Annotated in this window: 20 protein-coding genes; 1 reads left to right on the top strand and 19 read right to left on the bottom strand. The window is 30.5% G+C overall.

Features of this window, described 5'->3' with window-relative positions:
• Nucleotides 1-422 precede the first annotated feature (422 nt).
• The 19 genes from KDK92_RS23750 to KDK92_RS23660 form a co-directional block, all read right to left on the bottom strand.
• Nucleotides 423-1,286 (bottom strand): polyprenyl synthetase family protein, encoded by an 864-nt coding sequence (locus KDK92_RS23750; protein WP_250862035.1) that lies wholly within the window; start codon nt 1,284-1,286, stop codon nt 423-425.
• Between the two features lie 20 nt (nt 1,287-1,306).
• Nucleotides 1,307-1,507 (bottom strand): exodeoxyribonuclease VII small subunit, encoded by a 201-nt coding sequence (xseB, locus tag KDK92_RS23745; RefSeq protein ID WP_250861916.1) that lies wholly within the window; start codon nt 1,505-1,507, stop codon nt 1,307-1,309.
• Nucleotides 1,508-1,509: 2 nt separating this feature from the next.
• Nucleotides 1,510-2,712, bottom strand: a complete 1,203-nt coding sequence (xseA, locus tag KDK92_RS23740; RefSeq protein WP_250861915.1) for an exodeoxyribonuclease VII large subunit — start codon at nt 2,710-2,712, stop codon at nt 1,510-1,512.
• 4 nt (nt 2,713-2,716) lie between these two features.
• Nucleotides 2,717-3,562, bottom strand: coding sequence for a bifunctional 5,10-methylenetetrahydrofolate dehydrogenase/5,10-methenyltetrahydrofolate cyclohydrolase (locus KDK92_RS23735; RefSeq protein ID WP_250861914.1), 846 nt, complete (start codon nt 3,560-3,562; stop codon nt 2,717-2,719).
• Nucleotides 3,563-3,573: 11 nt separating this feature from the next.
• Complete coding sequence (nusB, locus tag KDK92_RS23730) at nt 3,574-3,969, bottom strand: transcription antitermination factor NusB (protein ID WP_250861913.1); 396 nt, start codon at nt 3,967-3,969, stop codon at nt 3,574-3,576.
• Nucleotides 3,970-4,213: 244 nt separating this feature from the next.
• Entirely contained in the window at nt 4,214-4,624 is a 411-nt protein-coding gene (locus KDK92_RS23725; protein ID WP_250861912.1) for an Asp23/Gls24 family envelope stress response protein, read from the bottom strand.
• 79 nt (nt 4,625-4,703) lie between these two features.
• The gene (locus tag KDK92_RS23720; RefSeq protein ID WP_250861911.1) at nt 4,704-5,195 is read right to left on the bottom strand and encodes a SpoIIIAH-like family protein; all 492 of its coding nucleotides are present in this window, start codon (nt 5,193-5,195) and stop codon (nt 4,704-4,706) included.
• Nucleotides 5,196-5,215: 20 nt separating this feature from the next.
• Nucleotides 5,216-5,896 carry a stage III sporulation protein AG gene (locus KDK92_RS23715; protein ID WP_250861910.1) on the bottom strand — a complete coding sequence of 227 codons (681 nt, stop codon included), beginning with the start codon at nt 5,894-5,896 and terminating at the stop codon, nt 5,216-5,218.
• Nucleotides 5,897-5,974: 78 nt separating this feature from the next.
• Nucleotides 5,975-6,568 carry a stage III sporulation protein AF gene (gene spoIIIAF / locus KDK92_RS23710; protein WP_250861909.1) on the bottom strand — a complete coding sequence of 198 codons (594 nt, stop codon included), beginning with the start codon at nt 6,566-6,568 and terminating at the stop codon, nt 5,975-5,977.
• A 15-nt stretch (nt 6,569-6,583) separates the two neighbouring features.
• Nucleotides 6,584-7,759: a stage III sporulation protein AE gene (gene spoIIIAE, locus KDK92_RS23705; RefSeq protein ID WP_250861908.1), complete on the bottom strand. Its 1,176-nt coding sequence runs from the start codon at nt 7,757-7,759 to the stop codon at nt 6,584-6,586.
• Complete coding sequence (spoIIIAD, locus tag KDK92_RS23700) at nt 7,756-8,145, bottom strand: stage III sporulation protein AD (protein WP_250861907.1); 390 nt, start codon at nt 8,143-8,145, stop codon at nt 7,756-7,758. Before spoIIIAD ends, spoIIIAE begins: the two co-directional genes overlap by 4 nt.
• A gap of 9 nt (nt 8,146-8,154) precedes the next feature.
• Nucleotides 8,155-8,349 (bottom strand): stage III sporulation protein AC, encoded by a 195-nt coding sequence (gene spoIIIAC / locus KDK92_RS23695; RefSeq protein ID WP_250861906.1) that lies wholly within the window; start codon nt 8,347-8,349, stop codon nt 8,155-8,157.
• 12 nt (nt 8,350-8,361) lie between these two features.
• Nucleotides 8,362-8,880 carry a stage III sporulation protein AB gene (locus KDK92_RS23690; RefSeq protein ID WP_250861905.1) on the bottom strand — a complete coding sequence of 173 codons (519 nt, stop codon included), beginning with the start codon at nt 8,878-8,880 and terminating at the stop codon, nt 8,362-8,364.
• Nucleotides 8,873-9,763, bottom strand: a complete 891-nt coding sequence (spoIIIAA, locus tag KDK92_RS23685; protein WP_250861904.1) for a stage III sporulation protein AA — start codon at nt 9,761-9,763, stop codon at nt 8,873-8,875. Before spoIIIAA ends, KDK92_RS23690 begins: the two co-directional genes overlap by 8 nt.
• Before the next feature lie 418 nt (nt 9,764-10,181).
• A complete protein-coding gene (gene efp / locus KDK92_RS23680; protein ID WP_250861903.1) occupies nt 10,182-10,742 on the bottom strand; it encodes an elongation factor P in 561 nt (186 codons plus the stop codon).
• Nucleotides 10,743-11,019: 277 nt separating this feature from the next.
• On the bottom strand, nt 11,020-11,430 hold the full coding sequence (locus tag KDK92_RS23675; RefSeq protein ID WP_250861902.1) for a hypothetical protein: 411 nt from the start codon (nt 11,428-11,430) through the stop codon (nt 11,020-11,022).
• On the bottom strand, nt 11,415-11,885 hold the full coding sequence (locus tag KDK92_RS23670) for a hypothetical protein (RefSeq protein WP_250861901.1): 471 nt from the start codon (nt 11,883-11,885) through the stop codon (nt 11,415-11,417). The genes KDK92_RS23675 and KDK92_RS23670 overlap by 16 nt, the downstream gene beginning before the upstream one ends.
• The gene (locus tag KDK92_RS23665) at nt 11,869-12,291 is read right to left on the bottom strand and encodes a prepilin-type N-terminal cleavage/methylation domain-containing protein (RefSeq protein WP_250861900.1); all 423 of its coding nucleotides are present in this window, start codon (nt 12,289-12,291) and stop codon (nt 11,869-11,871) included. Before KDK92_RS23665 ends, KDK92_RS23670 begins: the two co-directional genes overlap by 17 nt.
• On the bottom strand, nt 12,275-12,730 hold the full coding sequence (locus KDK92_RS23660) for a pilus assembly FimT family protein (RefSeq protein ID WP_250861899.1): 456 nt from the start codon (nt 12,728-12,730) through the stop codon (nt 12,275-12,277). Before KDK92_RS23660 ends, KDK92_RS23665 begins: the two co-directional genes overlap by 17 nt.
• A gap of 312 nt (nt 12,731-13,042) precedes the next feature.
• On the opposite strand from KDK92_RS23660, the gene KDK92_RS23655 reads away from it, so the two are divergent.
• On the top strand, nt 13,043-14,782 hold the full coding sequence (locus KDK92_RS23655; protein ID WP_250861898.1) for an Rqc2 family fibronectin-binding protein: 1,740 nt from the start codon (nt 13,043-13,045) through the stop codon (nt 14,780-14,782).
• Nucleotides 14,783-15,187 lie beyond the last annotated feature (405 nt).

The following is a 15,187-nucleotide window of genomic DNA, read 5'->3' as shown; positions in this document are numbered from 1 at the left end:
CAGTCTAGGAGCTTTCCTCAACAGTTGGCTATTTCGTTAGTCTCTTTTGCAGCATAGGTTTAAGTCCCAAAACCTCCACCTATCCCACTCAAGGCAGGCTACACTGCACATAGCTTACACCACATTGCAGGTTTAATCCATATTCGTAGAAAAGGTATCTAGCCCAGTCCACAATATATGGTCTCCACGGTGGTAGGGTCAGTTGCGCATGCCGTTGCGGCTGCCCCACTACCTTCCTCCCAGCACACACCCAAGACTGGGCGTCTTAAGCATCCACCAGGAGTTTCATCGATGTGCCCTTCGACGGATTTTTAGCCCCGCCTTCAAAAATAGTTACCTGACTAGAATACTGCACCACTTCCATCTATCAATATTATTAATTATACCATATTAAACAATATCTATAAAATGAAATAATTATTCTAATAGTCTCTCTCTAATAAAAATCTTGTTAACTCTTCCAAAATCTCTGTATTTTTACCTATTCTACCTAAAAGAGAATAACAGTCATTTGTTAAATCAACTGCTCTCTTTCTACACTCATCAATTGAAAAAAACTTAACATATGTGTTCTTTTCTCTAGAAGAATCAGTTCGTAAATTCTTACCAACTTTTTTTTCATCTCCTACTACATCTAATATATCATCAATTATCTGAAAAGCCAACCCTATTTTAGAACCAAATTCACTTAAAATTTCTAATTCTGCCTTTGGCGCTCCCCCTATAGAAGCCCCTACTAAAATAGCACTTTTTAACAGTGCTCCTGTTTTCTTGGCGTGAATAAAACTTAATTCTTCAAAGCTAATATCTTTATTCTCACTAAGTATATCAACTACCTGGCCACCTATCATTCCGTTAACCCCTGAAGCATCGCCCAAAATCGTAGCTGCCTCTAAGTGTTTTTCACCATTTTTAGTCACTTCTTTCAACATTACATTAAATGCCTCATTCAACAATCCATCTCCAGCTAAAACAGCTAATCCTTCACCATAAACTTTATGATTTGTTGGCTTCCCTCTTCTTAAGTCATCATCATCCATGCAAGGTAAATCATCATGTATAAGTGAATATGTATGTATCATTTCTATAGCACATGCCATTGGGAGTATCTCTTCTATATCATTCTTGTATAGTTCATAAGTTAAAATAGCTAAGATAGGTCTAATTCTTTTTCCACCATTAACAATACTATATTCCATTGACTCGTATATTCTGCTCTCGTGTGTACCTTTACCTTTAAAATAGTTATTCAACCAACTATCAACTAGCATTTTTATTTGATTGATTTCCATATGATTAACATCTCCTAAACATCCTCTTCTTTATTTAAAAGAATGATTTTTCCTTCCACTTCTTTGAGCTCTTTATAAAGTTCATTGCAAAGGTTTATCCCTTTTTCATAATTGTTCATAGCAATTTCTAAAGGAAGTTCATCCCCCTCAAAACTATTAACAAATTCCTTTAACTCTTGGAATTTTTCCTCATATGATTTTTTATTTTTAGCCATACTTATTCCTCCAATAGATTTATCCTACCAAACACCTTATCTTCAGCGAATGTAAACTTGTAAACTTCTTCTTCAGATATCATTCTACTTCCTTTTACAGCAGTACCATCGGCCTTCTGAATAATAGAATAACCCTTTTGAAGAACATTTAAAGGATTATAAGAGTTCAATAATGCATACTCTTTTGCTAATTGTTCTTTTAGTACAACTAGTTTATTATCCAACTTATTATTGAGATATTCTCTAATATTGATAATATCTCTAAGTTTATTTTTCACAACCATCTCTGGAGAATTTCTTAAAAGTTTCTCCCTCATAAGATTTAGACTATACTTTTTCTCGTCTAATTGTTTATACATAGAATTATGTAGTCTTATTGTCATTTCATCTAATAGAGCAACATACTTGCTACAATCAAAAACTGCTATTTCTGCAGCAGCTGATGGAGTTGGTACCCTTACATCACTAACAAAATCAGCTATAGTAAAATCTGTTTCATGCCCAACTGCCGAAATAATAGGTTTTTTACATTTAAAGATGCACCTTGCTAAATCCTCATCATTAAAAGCCCAAAGTTCTTCCAATGATCCTCCACCTCGTGTAACTATAATCAAATCGACTTCTTTAAGTTTTTCCAACTCTTTTATCCCATTAATAATTGATTCAGGCGCATTAGCCCCTTGTACTAAACAGGGCGCAATAAGAACATTCACCCCTTCAAACCTTCTTTTAGCAACTGAAATCACATCTTGAACAGCTGCTCCACTTGGTGAAGTAACTACACCTATATTTCTATTAAACTTATGTATTTCCTTTTTGTGGACTACATCAAAAAGTCCTTCTTCTTCAAGTTTTTTCTTAAGTGCTAGATATTTAACAAATAACTCGCCTTCGCCTTTCTTAGTCATTTCAGTAACATAAAATTGGTATTTACCTTCTCTATCATATAGAGAAACTCTTCCCTTTATATTTACCTTCATACCATCTTCTGGCTTAAAACTAAGAAATGCTACATCACTCTTGAACATTACACAATTTATCTTTCCTCCACTATCTTTCAAAGAAAAATATATGTGTCCAGAACTGTGAATTTTAAGATTTGAAACTTCTCCTTCGACTAGGACATTTCTTAAAATAAAATCATTTTCTAAAATTTTTTTCACATATTGATTTAGTTCAGTTACACTTAAACTCTTTAAATACATATAATCATTCCTTACTCTTTATAGCGTTAGAAACAACGTTTCTTAGTAGAATAATAGTTGTAAGTGGACCTACTCCGCCTGGTACTGTACTTACATAATCCGCTATTTCAATAACTTCTTCTAAATTAATATCTCCCACAATTTTTCCGTCAACATTTGTAGTACCAATATCTATTAAAATACTACCTTTTTTAACATAGCTAGCATCAACCAATTTAGGACTTCCTGCACAAGCAAATACAATATCTGCTTCCATGCACTTTTTGTTTATATCTTTACTCTTAAGGTGGCACACTGTCACAGTTGCATCTTCATTATTCAATAATTGAAATAATGGTTTACCAACCACATTACTTCTTCCAATGACAACTATATCTTTACCCTCAAATTCTATCCCAGTTTGTTTAGCTAATTCAATAGCAGAAATAGCTGTACAAGGCGCAAAGTCAAATTCTCCGCTATATAGTTTTCCTATATTAGTTGTTGTTTGACAATCTATATCTTTCTTTGGTGTTATTAAATTAAATACTTCTCTAGCATTCAATGCCTCTGGAAGTGGAGATTGTATTAATATACCATGGACATTATCATCATTGTTTAACTTTTCCACAATAATTTTTAACTCTTGAAAAGATATATCTGCAGGTAATCTATGTAAATCATACTTTATTCCAACTTCATCACACTTCTTTTTTTGTATACCAGTGTAAAAAATCGAGCCTCCATCATTACCAATCAGTAATGATGATAATACAGGCTCTATTGAACTCTCTTTTAACGTAGAAACATCATTGTTAAGCTGAGTTTTAATTCTATCGCAAAGTTCTTTACTTTTAAGTTTTATACCCAAAAAATCACTCCTTAAACGAAGTTATGTAATACTCCATTTATTAAATCCTTAGCTTTATCTTCACAGTATATCTTACCTAATTCAATAGCTTCGTTAACTGCAACTTTAGCAGGAACATCTTCCACATTCTCTATCTCAAAAATAGCAATTCGCATTATTGTTAAACTCATATTAGAAAGTCTACTGATTTTCCAATTATGAAGTTTCTCTTGGATATTCTTATCAATATCTTCTTTATGTTCTGCAACACCTTCAAGAATCATTTGTACATATTCAAAATCAACTTGATCAAGTTCGTCAAATTCCGCTATTTTGAAATTCTCCATTGCTCCTGTTATTTCTTCACCGCTAATTGTCATTGAAAAAAGAATTTTCATGGCAACTTCTCTTGATTTTCTTCTGTTCATATTTGCCTCCTTATATATAACTACCTATTTTCCCTTTGGTATTATAATTTTACCACATTTTTATCTTATTTATCACAACTATATATAATACCTTAATTTTTTTTAAACCACAACAGAAAATACACACTAAGTGTTCATTTTTTATTCATTGATCATTTTTTCGAAAAAAAAATGCACACTAGGTGTTCATTTTTTATTCATTGATTGTTTATTCGAAAAAAAATGCACACTAGGTGTGCATTTTTTATTCAGTAATTGCTTCTTCTTCTAAAATGGATTCATTTTTTTTAGGTATCACTACGTCATGAACATAGATATTTACAGCTTCCACATCAATTCCAGTCATTGTTTCAACTTGAGTTTTCACTGCTTTCTGAGCTTCATGGCATACGTCTTGAATCTTTACACCATACTCAACAATAATATTAAGATCAATAAGTGCTTTATTTTCTTCAAAGGAGATCTTAATACCCTTATGTAAGTTCTTCTTGCTGAACATATTTGTGAAACCTTCTACTATACCTGATGTGCTACCAACAATTCCATTTACATCATTAATTGCTAAGTTAGCTATTACGCCAATAACCTCATCAGATATCTTAACAGTTCCTGTTTCCATTTCTTCGATTTTTTCTACAGCTTTTTTTTCTTCCATTTATCTTACCCCCTAATCAACCTTAGGTATTTAATTATTGTAATTATACCAAATAGGAGCAAACTCTTCAACGTTTTTATTATTTTCTAGAAATTTCAACTTCTCTGATACTAGTCTGTGATACAACAATAGATCTAATTTGTGCAAGTTGTTCACTTGATAGTTCCTCTTCTTCTTTAACATAAACCTTAATATTATTGAAATCTTCTGCAACTAGGCATAATACATTTTCATATCCTTTAGCTTTAAGTTCTCTCTCTAAACTCTGCTCTTTCTCAAGTTGTTCTACCATTCTTATTTGTAATGCTAGAGCGGTAGCTCTTTCTTCTTCAGGAGTACTTTCATCATCTATTAAATTTTGAAGAATTTGCATATTTGCAGCTGATGTATTATCTCTTTTAATTATGTCTTTGATAAAATCATCAGTATCATCTTCACTTTGTTGAACTCCTATACTTCCAACTGGAGAATTCAATTCTGGCAAATCACCGTTTAATCTCCATGAAGCCACTCCTATAATGACAATTAATACTAATAAAGAAACAAGAATCCCTGCTTGCTTTCTATCCATTATTTTCCCTCCATATCATCTTAATTCTTATACTCACACCCAACTGGGTAAACCTCTACTTGATCTGATTTTAGATCATATAGGGTTAATACAGCTTGTTTTATACTTTGTCTAACCAAGCTATCTGATGCACCTTCTGCCACAACGATTACTCCAATAACTTTTGGCTCGACCACTTTAGTTACTAACGGTTTTGTCTTATCACCTTCATTTACAGTGACAACAGTTCTTCCATCTTGGTTGGTGTTTATCATTCTCGTACCTCCATTATCATCAGTCTCCTCTGTTATGCTTACAGAGTCATTGATATTTGTTGCAATGACCTTTTCTTCACTACTCTCAAAATGCATCATTACTGTTATTTTGCCCCCTCCCTGTATATCATCGAGAATAGTTGTTAGTTCATTTTCTTTATTTTTCTTATAGTCACTCACTTCAGTATTTAAAAATTTTTCATCTTTAATGCCCTGAGTTGGCATTACATTATTATCATAATTATTGATACTTCCTTGTTTAAAAGCACTATTCACCAGATTAAAACTTAATGCCCCCAATACTAGAAATAGGATTATGATAATTCCGTTGTATATTTTCCTTCCCTTTTTCTCTTTTGGAAAAAGCTTTTTTACTATATTTAATATGCTATTAAGCACAGTATTATTAATAAAAACGTCTAAGATATGTTTTTTATTTTCGCTCACAATTTTACCTCCCAATTAGAATTCTAATTTTCTATATTTTATAACCCTTACAATTGGATTATTACTACAATATTTACATCAGTCTTCAAGTGAATATACATTAACCAATTTTTCATCCAAATCTAAAAGTTTTCCTAATCTTTTTTTAATTTTACTTAGGTTCTCATTATTATTGTTTTGCTCCTCATGTTTTACACTCTTATTCTTACTTATTACAACAGGCTTTACTCTCTTCACATTACTACTTCCATTCACCCCAACTGAAACCTCATCTATTTTAAACATACCTTCTGAGTCATCATAGCTAACATCTATATCTACACTAAATTCTGAATTTGGAAATTCATCATTCAAACTCTTCATGCATTCTTTTTCAATATTCTTTCTGAATACTTTGAGTGTACTATCGATATTTTTATCCCTATACTTTTCATAATCATAAGAATCTCTTTCTTGAAAGTCATAATTATATTCATCGAAATTTATATTAATAGCCGAAGAAGGTTTTAAAGCAATTATTATAGGATTTATTATTACCAACATTAAAATTAATCCCATAACAAATTTGCAATATTTTTTTAACTTATTACTGGGTAATATTAATTCAACGGCTGTCATTAGAACAATCATAGTACTAATGCTTATAATCCAGTCTTTAATTAGCTCTATCATATTTACCTCCTATGCCTAACTGAACATTATCCCTTTACCTGTTCCAGCCACAATTGCAATCATAATAAAACACATTATTGAAATACAAATAACACAACTCAAAATTAAGATAACTGCCTTTCCAGCTTCATTAATTACATTAACTATCTTACTATCACTTATTGGTTCAATAATTGCTGCAGATAGTTTAAACATAAAACCTAAGATCATGATTTTTATTATTGGCATAAGTATTATTACTATTAAAACAATAACCCCCAAAGAACCTATAGCATTTTTTAATAATATTGAATAACCTGCAATTGTTGCTAGTGCATCTGATAATGCTTTTCCTACAACAGGTATAAACTTGTCCACAGTAAATTTCGCTGTTTTTAATGTAACCTCATCTATGGAACTTGATACCATACTTCTAATAGTTACGATACCCACGAAAACAGTCAACATAAGGCCCTGTACCCAAAGCGTTACCTCACCAAAGAGCTTACTTAAGCTTTTAACTTTATTCTCACTAGATAAGTTATTTACAAATGATAATACAAAACTAAGAACTATCATTGGAAAAACAAAATTCACTATAACTCTAGCTGAAAAATTCACAACAAACATTATAATTGGATCCATCAAAACTGCTTGTGTGAATCCACCTACACTGGCTAAAAGCATAATCAGTACAGGCATCAATGCGTCCATAAAATTAGCAATAGCATTTATGGTATCCTTAGCTAAATTAAGGGTTACATAAAAACTATTTCCTATAATCAACAAAACCATAGAATAACAAACATAATATGCTATATTGGATATCTCATTCTCAGCAAATGCAGCTTGCAACTGTGTTAGTAACCCGCAAATTAAACATATTACAACTAATGAAGCTAACATTTTAAATACTACTCTTATTTCTCTTGTTATATAAAGCGAGATTATTCTTCCGATATCCTTAGCTGTCATCCCACCGTCGCCCTCTTTCATATAACTTTCCACAATTTCCTTTGGATTCATGTCTCTTATTATTTCATAATCATTCCCTAGATTTGATATGTATTGATATAGCTTATTTATTTTACCTAGCTCTTCACTATCAAGTGTTACCCCTTCATTACCATCCATTGCACTAACAACACTACTAGGAAAAGCAACTAACAGGACTAGAACTATTAAACAGTTTCTAATAATTTTTCTAATCATGCGCTTATTATGCTCACGATAGATTTTAATACAGCCATTAAGATCGGTACCCCTAAGGAAAGTATAATAACCTTACCTGCAACTTCAACTTTTGAAGCTAATGATGAAGCACCTGCATCCTTGCATAACTCTGTACAGAAAGTAGTTAAATAAGCTATTCCTAAAATTTTAAATATAGTGTTCAGATAAATAATATCCACACCGGTTTTTATTGAAACGCTCTCTAAAAAAAGAACTATTGCTTTCATCTTGGGAATGATGAAAATGATGATTATAATACCGCTTGATAAGAGGACAAAATATGCCAACTCTTTTTTTTCATCTTTTAATGCTAAATATAATATCATTGCTATAAATGCCACCGATATAATCTTGAGTATCTCCATAATCTCCTCCTATAACTGGAAAATAGTCTTAACTGATGTAAATAGCTGACTTATTAGAGAAAGTATCATTAAGATAACAACTATAATACCTACTAAATCAACAACCTGTGCCCAATCTCCTTTACCTGCTCCTTTAAGAACCTTATCAATTATTGCTAACAAAAATCCTATACCTGCAATTTTTAGTATCAAAGCTACTTCCATTGGTATCCCCCTCTATAAAATAATAATTACTACTACTAACCCAAGCGCAAATGATAGTGAAGTCACTAGTTTATAGTCTTTCTTAAGTTTTTTATCTGCCTCTTCAATAATCCTTTTCATTTTTAATCTGAAATACTCAATTGAGTTTTGTTCCCCTCGAACGTCATTATTTCCAAGATTTCTGAAAAAACCATCTATTACCTTAATATCTGCTTCTTTAAAGTAAAATTCACTAGACAGCTCGTCCCTAACACTTTTATATGCGTCAAAAATATCATATAATTCCCCGTTTACCATCCTAATACTTATATTTGTGAAAAACTTCTTGAACTCACTAGTTGAATCTTCTGCTATACGCATAAAAAGTTCTGGCAAAGGGGTCATAAGGTATGTAATTTCATTACTAATAGATAGCATTATTCTATCCATTTCATAAAGTTGCTGAAGTCTTTTTTTCATGCTTTCTCCATACAAAATGCCAATTGAGGTGGATCCAACGATTATAATTAAATAACTTATGACCTTAAACATCTTCATCTCCCTCCCTATTATCAAGGTCTACAATTGATGATACATCCCCTACTTTTTCTAAATTATTCAAAATAATTGCTCTTTTAAAAACTTTATGTTCAATTATTCTAGAATATACTTTCTTTTTGTAAAGATCAGTTACATCGAATCCATGAATTGATGTTATAATCTTAACACCAGAATTCACAGCCATTATAATACTTATCATATCCTCTTCTGTTCCAATCTCATCACACACTATTACATCAGGGGATAAACTCCTTATTGCCAACATTATTCCTTTACTCTTAGGACACCTATCAAAAACATCAGTTCTACATCCTACGTTTAATTGAGGTATTCCATCACTACACGCTCCTATTTCTCCTCTCTCGTCAATAATACAAACGTTCATTTTATGCTTGTCTGATAAAACTCTGGCTATATCTCTAAGCAATGTTGTTTTCCCACATCTTGGAGGAGATATTATTATAGTGTTATTTATTCCCTCATTGGTTATAATCTCATTAATAACTTTATCCGAGGACCCTATTATCTCATTAGCTCTTCTAATATTTAGTGAAGATATGTTTCTCAAGGTCTTAATTTCTCCTTTTTCTAACACACATGAACCACACAGCCCGACTCTATGTCCACCTTTTATTGTAATAAACCCTTGCTTTATCTCATCATTAAAAGCATATCTAGAAAATTGACTTATCTTTTTAACGATTACATCTATATCATAGGGTGTAACAATATAATCAAATCTTTTTTCTCCGTTATGTGTTATTCCAATCAATTTTTTGCCACATCTTACCCTTATTTCTTGTATTGAATTAACACAAGATTTCACTCTTGTAAATATTTCAGGTGATAATACTTTCATAAACTCATCAACCATAATCCTTATCCTCCCACAGGGAACTTATATATGACCCTATATATAAATTCTTATTTACTACAACCGAAAATTATTACAAAAAAATAAGCCATATGCTATGCATAGGCTTAAAAAAAAGCACGCAGTTGCGTGCACATAAAGAATAATAAAACTTCGAGAAAGTTGAGAGTTGTGAGTGGAGAGTGGAGAACGATGGAGGTTTCGGCTTACGCAGAAACTAAATCTTGTTTTTCTATAAGACAAATAGTAGTTACTCATTTATTCAAGAAATACAATATTGTATTTAAAATGCAAAATTTAATTTATAATTAAACGAGCAAATCCCCATTGTCCAAAGACAATAGGGATTAAAATTTCACAGAGTGAAATGTCATTCGTTCTCAACTCTCCACTTTCCACTCTCAACTATGTTTTTAAATTAAACTCTTTCCATGTACTCTTCTGTTCTAGTATCAACTCTGATTATATCATCTTCATTAACAAACATAGGTACATTAATAACTGCTCCAGTTTCTAATTTTGCTGGCTTAGTTACGTTACTACTTGCAGTATTTCCTTTTACTGCTGGTTCTGTTTCTACAATTTGTAATTCAACAAAGTTAGGTGGTTCTACTGAGAAAGCCTCTCCCTTGAAGAATTTAATTATTGCAAACATATTCTCTTTAAGATACTTAATAGCTTGCTCAACCATATCAAGATTCAAAGGAATTTGCTCATATGTTTCTTGGTCCATGAAGTAGTATAACTCACCATCATTATATAAATATTGCATTTCTTTTCTTTCAATAACAACATCTTGTACTTTAGCTGTTGGGTTATAAGATTTTTCTACTATCCCACCATTAATAACGTTTCTAAGTTTAGTCTTTACGAATGCAGCTCCCTTACCTGGTTTTACATGTAAGAAATCAATTATTGTAAAAACTTGTCCATTCTCTTCAAAAGTAACACCTTTTCTAAAATCTCCTGCTGAAATCATATTATCCCTCCAAAATTATATTTCACCATACTCATAAATTTAAAAATAAATTCATGGTATTTAAAAACAAAAACTTACTATGTATATTACAATAAAACCTGTAAAACATAGCATATTAGTAGTCATAGGTATCATAAATACATCAATAGTAATGTAAAACTCTTTAATAAACCACTACGGTATATATTTACCAAATAACATATACACCATTAGTATTTTAACAGAATAAAGGTCTATTTTCAACTATTCATTAATAATATGACCAATATATATGATTTTAATTCTCATTTTTTCTTGTTTCCTGGATACTTTTTATTACTAATTTAAACTCATTTTTATGATTATATCCAAAAATTACATTATAATTAAAATATTGATCTTTTTCAAATATTAGTTCTACTTCTTTGTTCATTTGATTTACTCTATAATTTAAAAAACCTTGTTCTTTCATTTTTTCTTGCATTTCTTCATCTAAAAAAGAACCTAACTTCTCATTTTCTTTTAAATAAATTAAAAATCCATAAAATTTTTGTATTCTGAATTCAAAATCAGTGGTATAGTTTGTGTATGATATTAATCTAACTTCTCTATTGTATTTATCATTTTGTGAATGGTACTTATAAAGAATGAGCAAAAAAGCAATTAACAATGAGCCTAATATTAACGTGGTTACTAAAAATCCACCCATTCTTTTCTTTGAAACACCCAATGCCTTTCATCACCATCCTTACTTAAAATAATATATAAGAGTTCTCCTTTCTCTTTGAATTCTATTTTCTCAATATTTTTCATAATTATATTTTCTTTTAACTTTCTGCCCCATTCATCAATATATTTCACTTTTAAATTCCCCTTAGTGGAACTAAGTATTATTTTCTTATCACTTCTTTCAATTTCAATTAAATCTTCTCTAACTAATAAATTGAGATTTTTTTGATTTTCTATCTCTCTTTTAAGATACAAGCTTACATTTAATTCATTATTTTCTTTCATATTGTCTGAATAAGTTACTGTCCACATTTTAAGGGTAAAAGACAGCATAGTTATCAAAAAGCCATTGATTATTGAAAAAAAAGCTAATGCAAGTAGCATCTCTATTAATGATAATCCCTTCTTTTTCTTAAGTCTAATCTCTCGGAACATATATTACTTTCTCCCATTTTATTTTAGATTCACTATAAAATATTATTTTCACCTTGTTTACAAATTCATCATAATCACAATCAATATTTATTAAAAAATACTCATTATCTATCGCTTCTTTAACAAACAATCCATCTATATCCTCTTCAATCAATGCATTAGTAGCACTTCCATTTAAATATACAACTTTTGATTTTGATGTTTCTCTTAAATATGAAGAATTATATTTTAATTCGTAGTAGGTAATTTCTATCATATCATTAAATTTTGCTACAGTTTTTTTAGTATTATACATTCTCATAATATATCCATTTACTAATACAAAACTAATCATAAACAGCCCTATAAGTGTTAATGAAACCAATAACTCCACAAAAGAAAACCCTTTTTTATTTAATTTGAACATATCCTAAATTAACCGTTGTGGTTATTCTCCTCTCTTCTCCCATCTCATTGGAAAATAAAATTGAGCAAGGGGATATATAGCCATCTTTTCTTATCTTTATGAAATTACTATATTCTCCCCCATTAATATTCAATCCATATAAATCAATGTAATTATCACATTCAAACTGCCGAATTATTTTATTTTCTAAAGTGAATAGAAACCTATCTCTCATACAATCAATAATGATTTCCCCATCACTATTCTTCTCCATACATTCCAACCTTACCCCTTGTATGAAATCAACCATGCTTTCTTCTTCCGACCTAACGCTATTACAAATTATAAGTTTTTGAACATTTTTAATTGATATATTACATAGTGTTAACACTATTAAAAGTATTCCTAAGGTAACTAATACCTCAACCAGTGTAATTCCCTTCTTATTTTTATACTGCAAGTATACATCACCTCATTTAGAAATTATTTACACTTTACTGATTTTTATTCTAAACAGGATGTCTTTTACATACATATTTTTACTTTTAATGATTAAACCAAGTTTTAATGGTATAATATAGATTAGTCGAAAGGCATATGACTAGTTATTTATTTGAATTTATCTATAGAGATTCCAAGTTAAAACTAAATTTATTCACACTCAAAACTCATAGAACCACTGCGATTTTGAGCATGTATAAATAAAGTTTAACTATGGATTCTCTATAAGTAATAGTTAAGTTTAAAAGTATACATAGAAAGGATGATTATTATGGCATTAGATGGTTTCTTTTTAAAGTCTTTAACTGAAGATCTTTCAAAAGAACTTATTGGAAGAAAAGTTGAAAAAATCTCTCAACCAGAGAAAGATGAAATAATATTAAATTTTAAAATTAATAGAAAAAACAGAGGACTATTAATTAGTGCTTCTTCAAACTATCCTAGAATACATTTTACAGATATAAAAAAAGAAAACCCTTTAACTGCTCCTATGTTTTGTATGGTATTGAGAAAATACATAAAAGGAGCTAAGGTATTAGATATACAACAGGTCAGCACTGATAGAGTTCTCAATATTCTCTTTGAAAGCACTGACGAACTTGGTTTTGTAAGTAAATTTGTTCTTATAGTTGAAATTATGGGACGTCACAGCAATATTTCTCTAGTAAGATGTTCAGATAATATTATTATGGATAGCATTAAACACATTGGAGTTTCTAAAAATACATATCGTACAGTTTTAAGTGGTTTACCATATGTATATCCACCTGAATCTAAACAACTTGATCCTTATACCTTCTCCAAGGAAGAGTTATTATCAAAACTTGAAGAGCTTGATTTCTCTGAGAAGATTTTTAGTAGAATATTCACCGGTTTTGGAGCAGAATTATCTAAAGAGTTGCTTTACAGATTGAAATTTAAAGATGATGGTGAAAACGGAAGTTCCTTGACAAGTCACATTGATGAAATTCAACAAATATTAGAAGATTTTAAAGTGAATAACAAGAATTTCGGAACATATTCCTTAGACGGGTATCTTAAAACCTTCCACTGTGTGGAATTAACTCATTTACTGAACAAAGGTATGGATTATCTGTCATTTGAGAATCCTAGTGAACTATGTGAGAAATTTTATTATGAAAAAGATCTTCAAGATAGAATGCATGGTAAATCTGCAGAGATTCATAAATTGGTAGCTAACAATGTTGATAGGTGTGCTAAGAAGATTAAAATACTAGAAAAAACACTCATTGATTGTAAAAAGAGAGACAAATACCAACTTTATGGTGAACTCTTAACATCTTTTATCCATAGTGTAAAAGAAGGTAGTGAAAAAGTATCTCTATTGAACTATTATGTAACTGATAAAGAGGAATATGTTGAGATTACTCTAGATCCAAATAAGACAGTATCTGAAAATATTCAGAAGTATTATAAAAGATATAACAAGATGAAAAAATCTGAAGAGATGGCTCAAATTCAATTGAGTAATGCTAAAGAAGAGTTCTCATATTTAAACTCTGTACTAGTGAATATTTCTAATTGTAGAACTGCAAGCGAAATCACCGAAATAAAAAAAGAGCTTGTTGAAAGTGGCTATCTTAAGAAAAAGAAATCTAAAAAGAAAGTAAAGGAAGGGAAATCTGCCCCTCTTCATTTTCTATCAAGCGATGGTATTGACATCTATGTAGGTAAAAACAACCTTCAGAATGATTACTTAACCCTTAAGTTCGCTTCGAAGAAAGATATATGGTTGCATACTAAAGATATACCAGGATCTCATGTAATAGTTAAAAATACTGGAAATATTCCTGAGTCAACTTTAGATGAGGCTGCTAACCTCGCTGCATATTATAGCAAAGGAAAGGATTCTACCAAAGTACCTGTAGACTATACAGAGGTGAAAAACGTAAAAAAACCTAGCGGTGCTAAGCCAGGAATGGTGATATATTATACTAATAAAACCTTCTTTATAGATCCCGTTGAGCCAAAACTGGAAACCAAGGAATAAAACCGACTAAAGGAAATGGAGAATGGATAATGATGGATGCTTCTGCTTTAGGGCAGAAACTACATTTTATTGGTTAGATAACAATGGAACTTAACTCGTTTTCCTTAAGGGAAAACATTGTATTTCAAGTACAATATTTTATCGTGCAAAAATCATTTAAAACCTTTAATTAAAAATCCACCACTTTGCGGTAATTGAGTGGTGGATTTTTGTTAATATATTTTATATAGCTCTCTTTTTTAAAAAGATGTTGAAAAAAATCCATCCCTTGATGGTATAATAAGGTTTAGGATACAAAAAAAGTTTTCAACAGTGTTTTAAAAAAGAGAGCTATCTTAAAAAGATTATTGTTAGATATAACGCAGTATACTTGTACTAATAATAAAGTAATTTATGTATAACTTC

Source organism: Oceanirhabdus seepicola, assembly GCF_023684385.1.
Lineage (GTDB): Bacteria > Bacillota > Clostridia > Clostridiales > Clostridiaceae > Oceanirhabdus > Oceanirhabdus seepicola.
The sequence above is the reverse complement of the archived record's forward strand: the minus strand, read 5'-3'. Positions and strand labels throughout refer to the sequence as shown.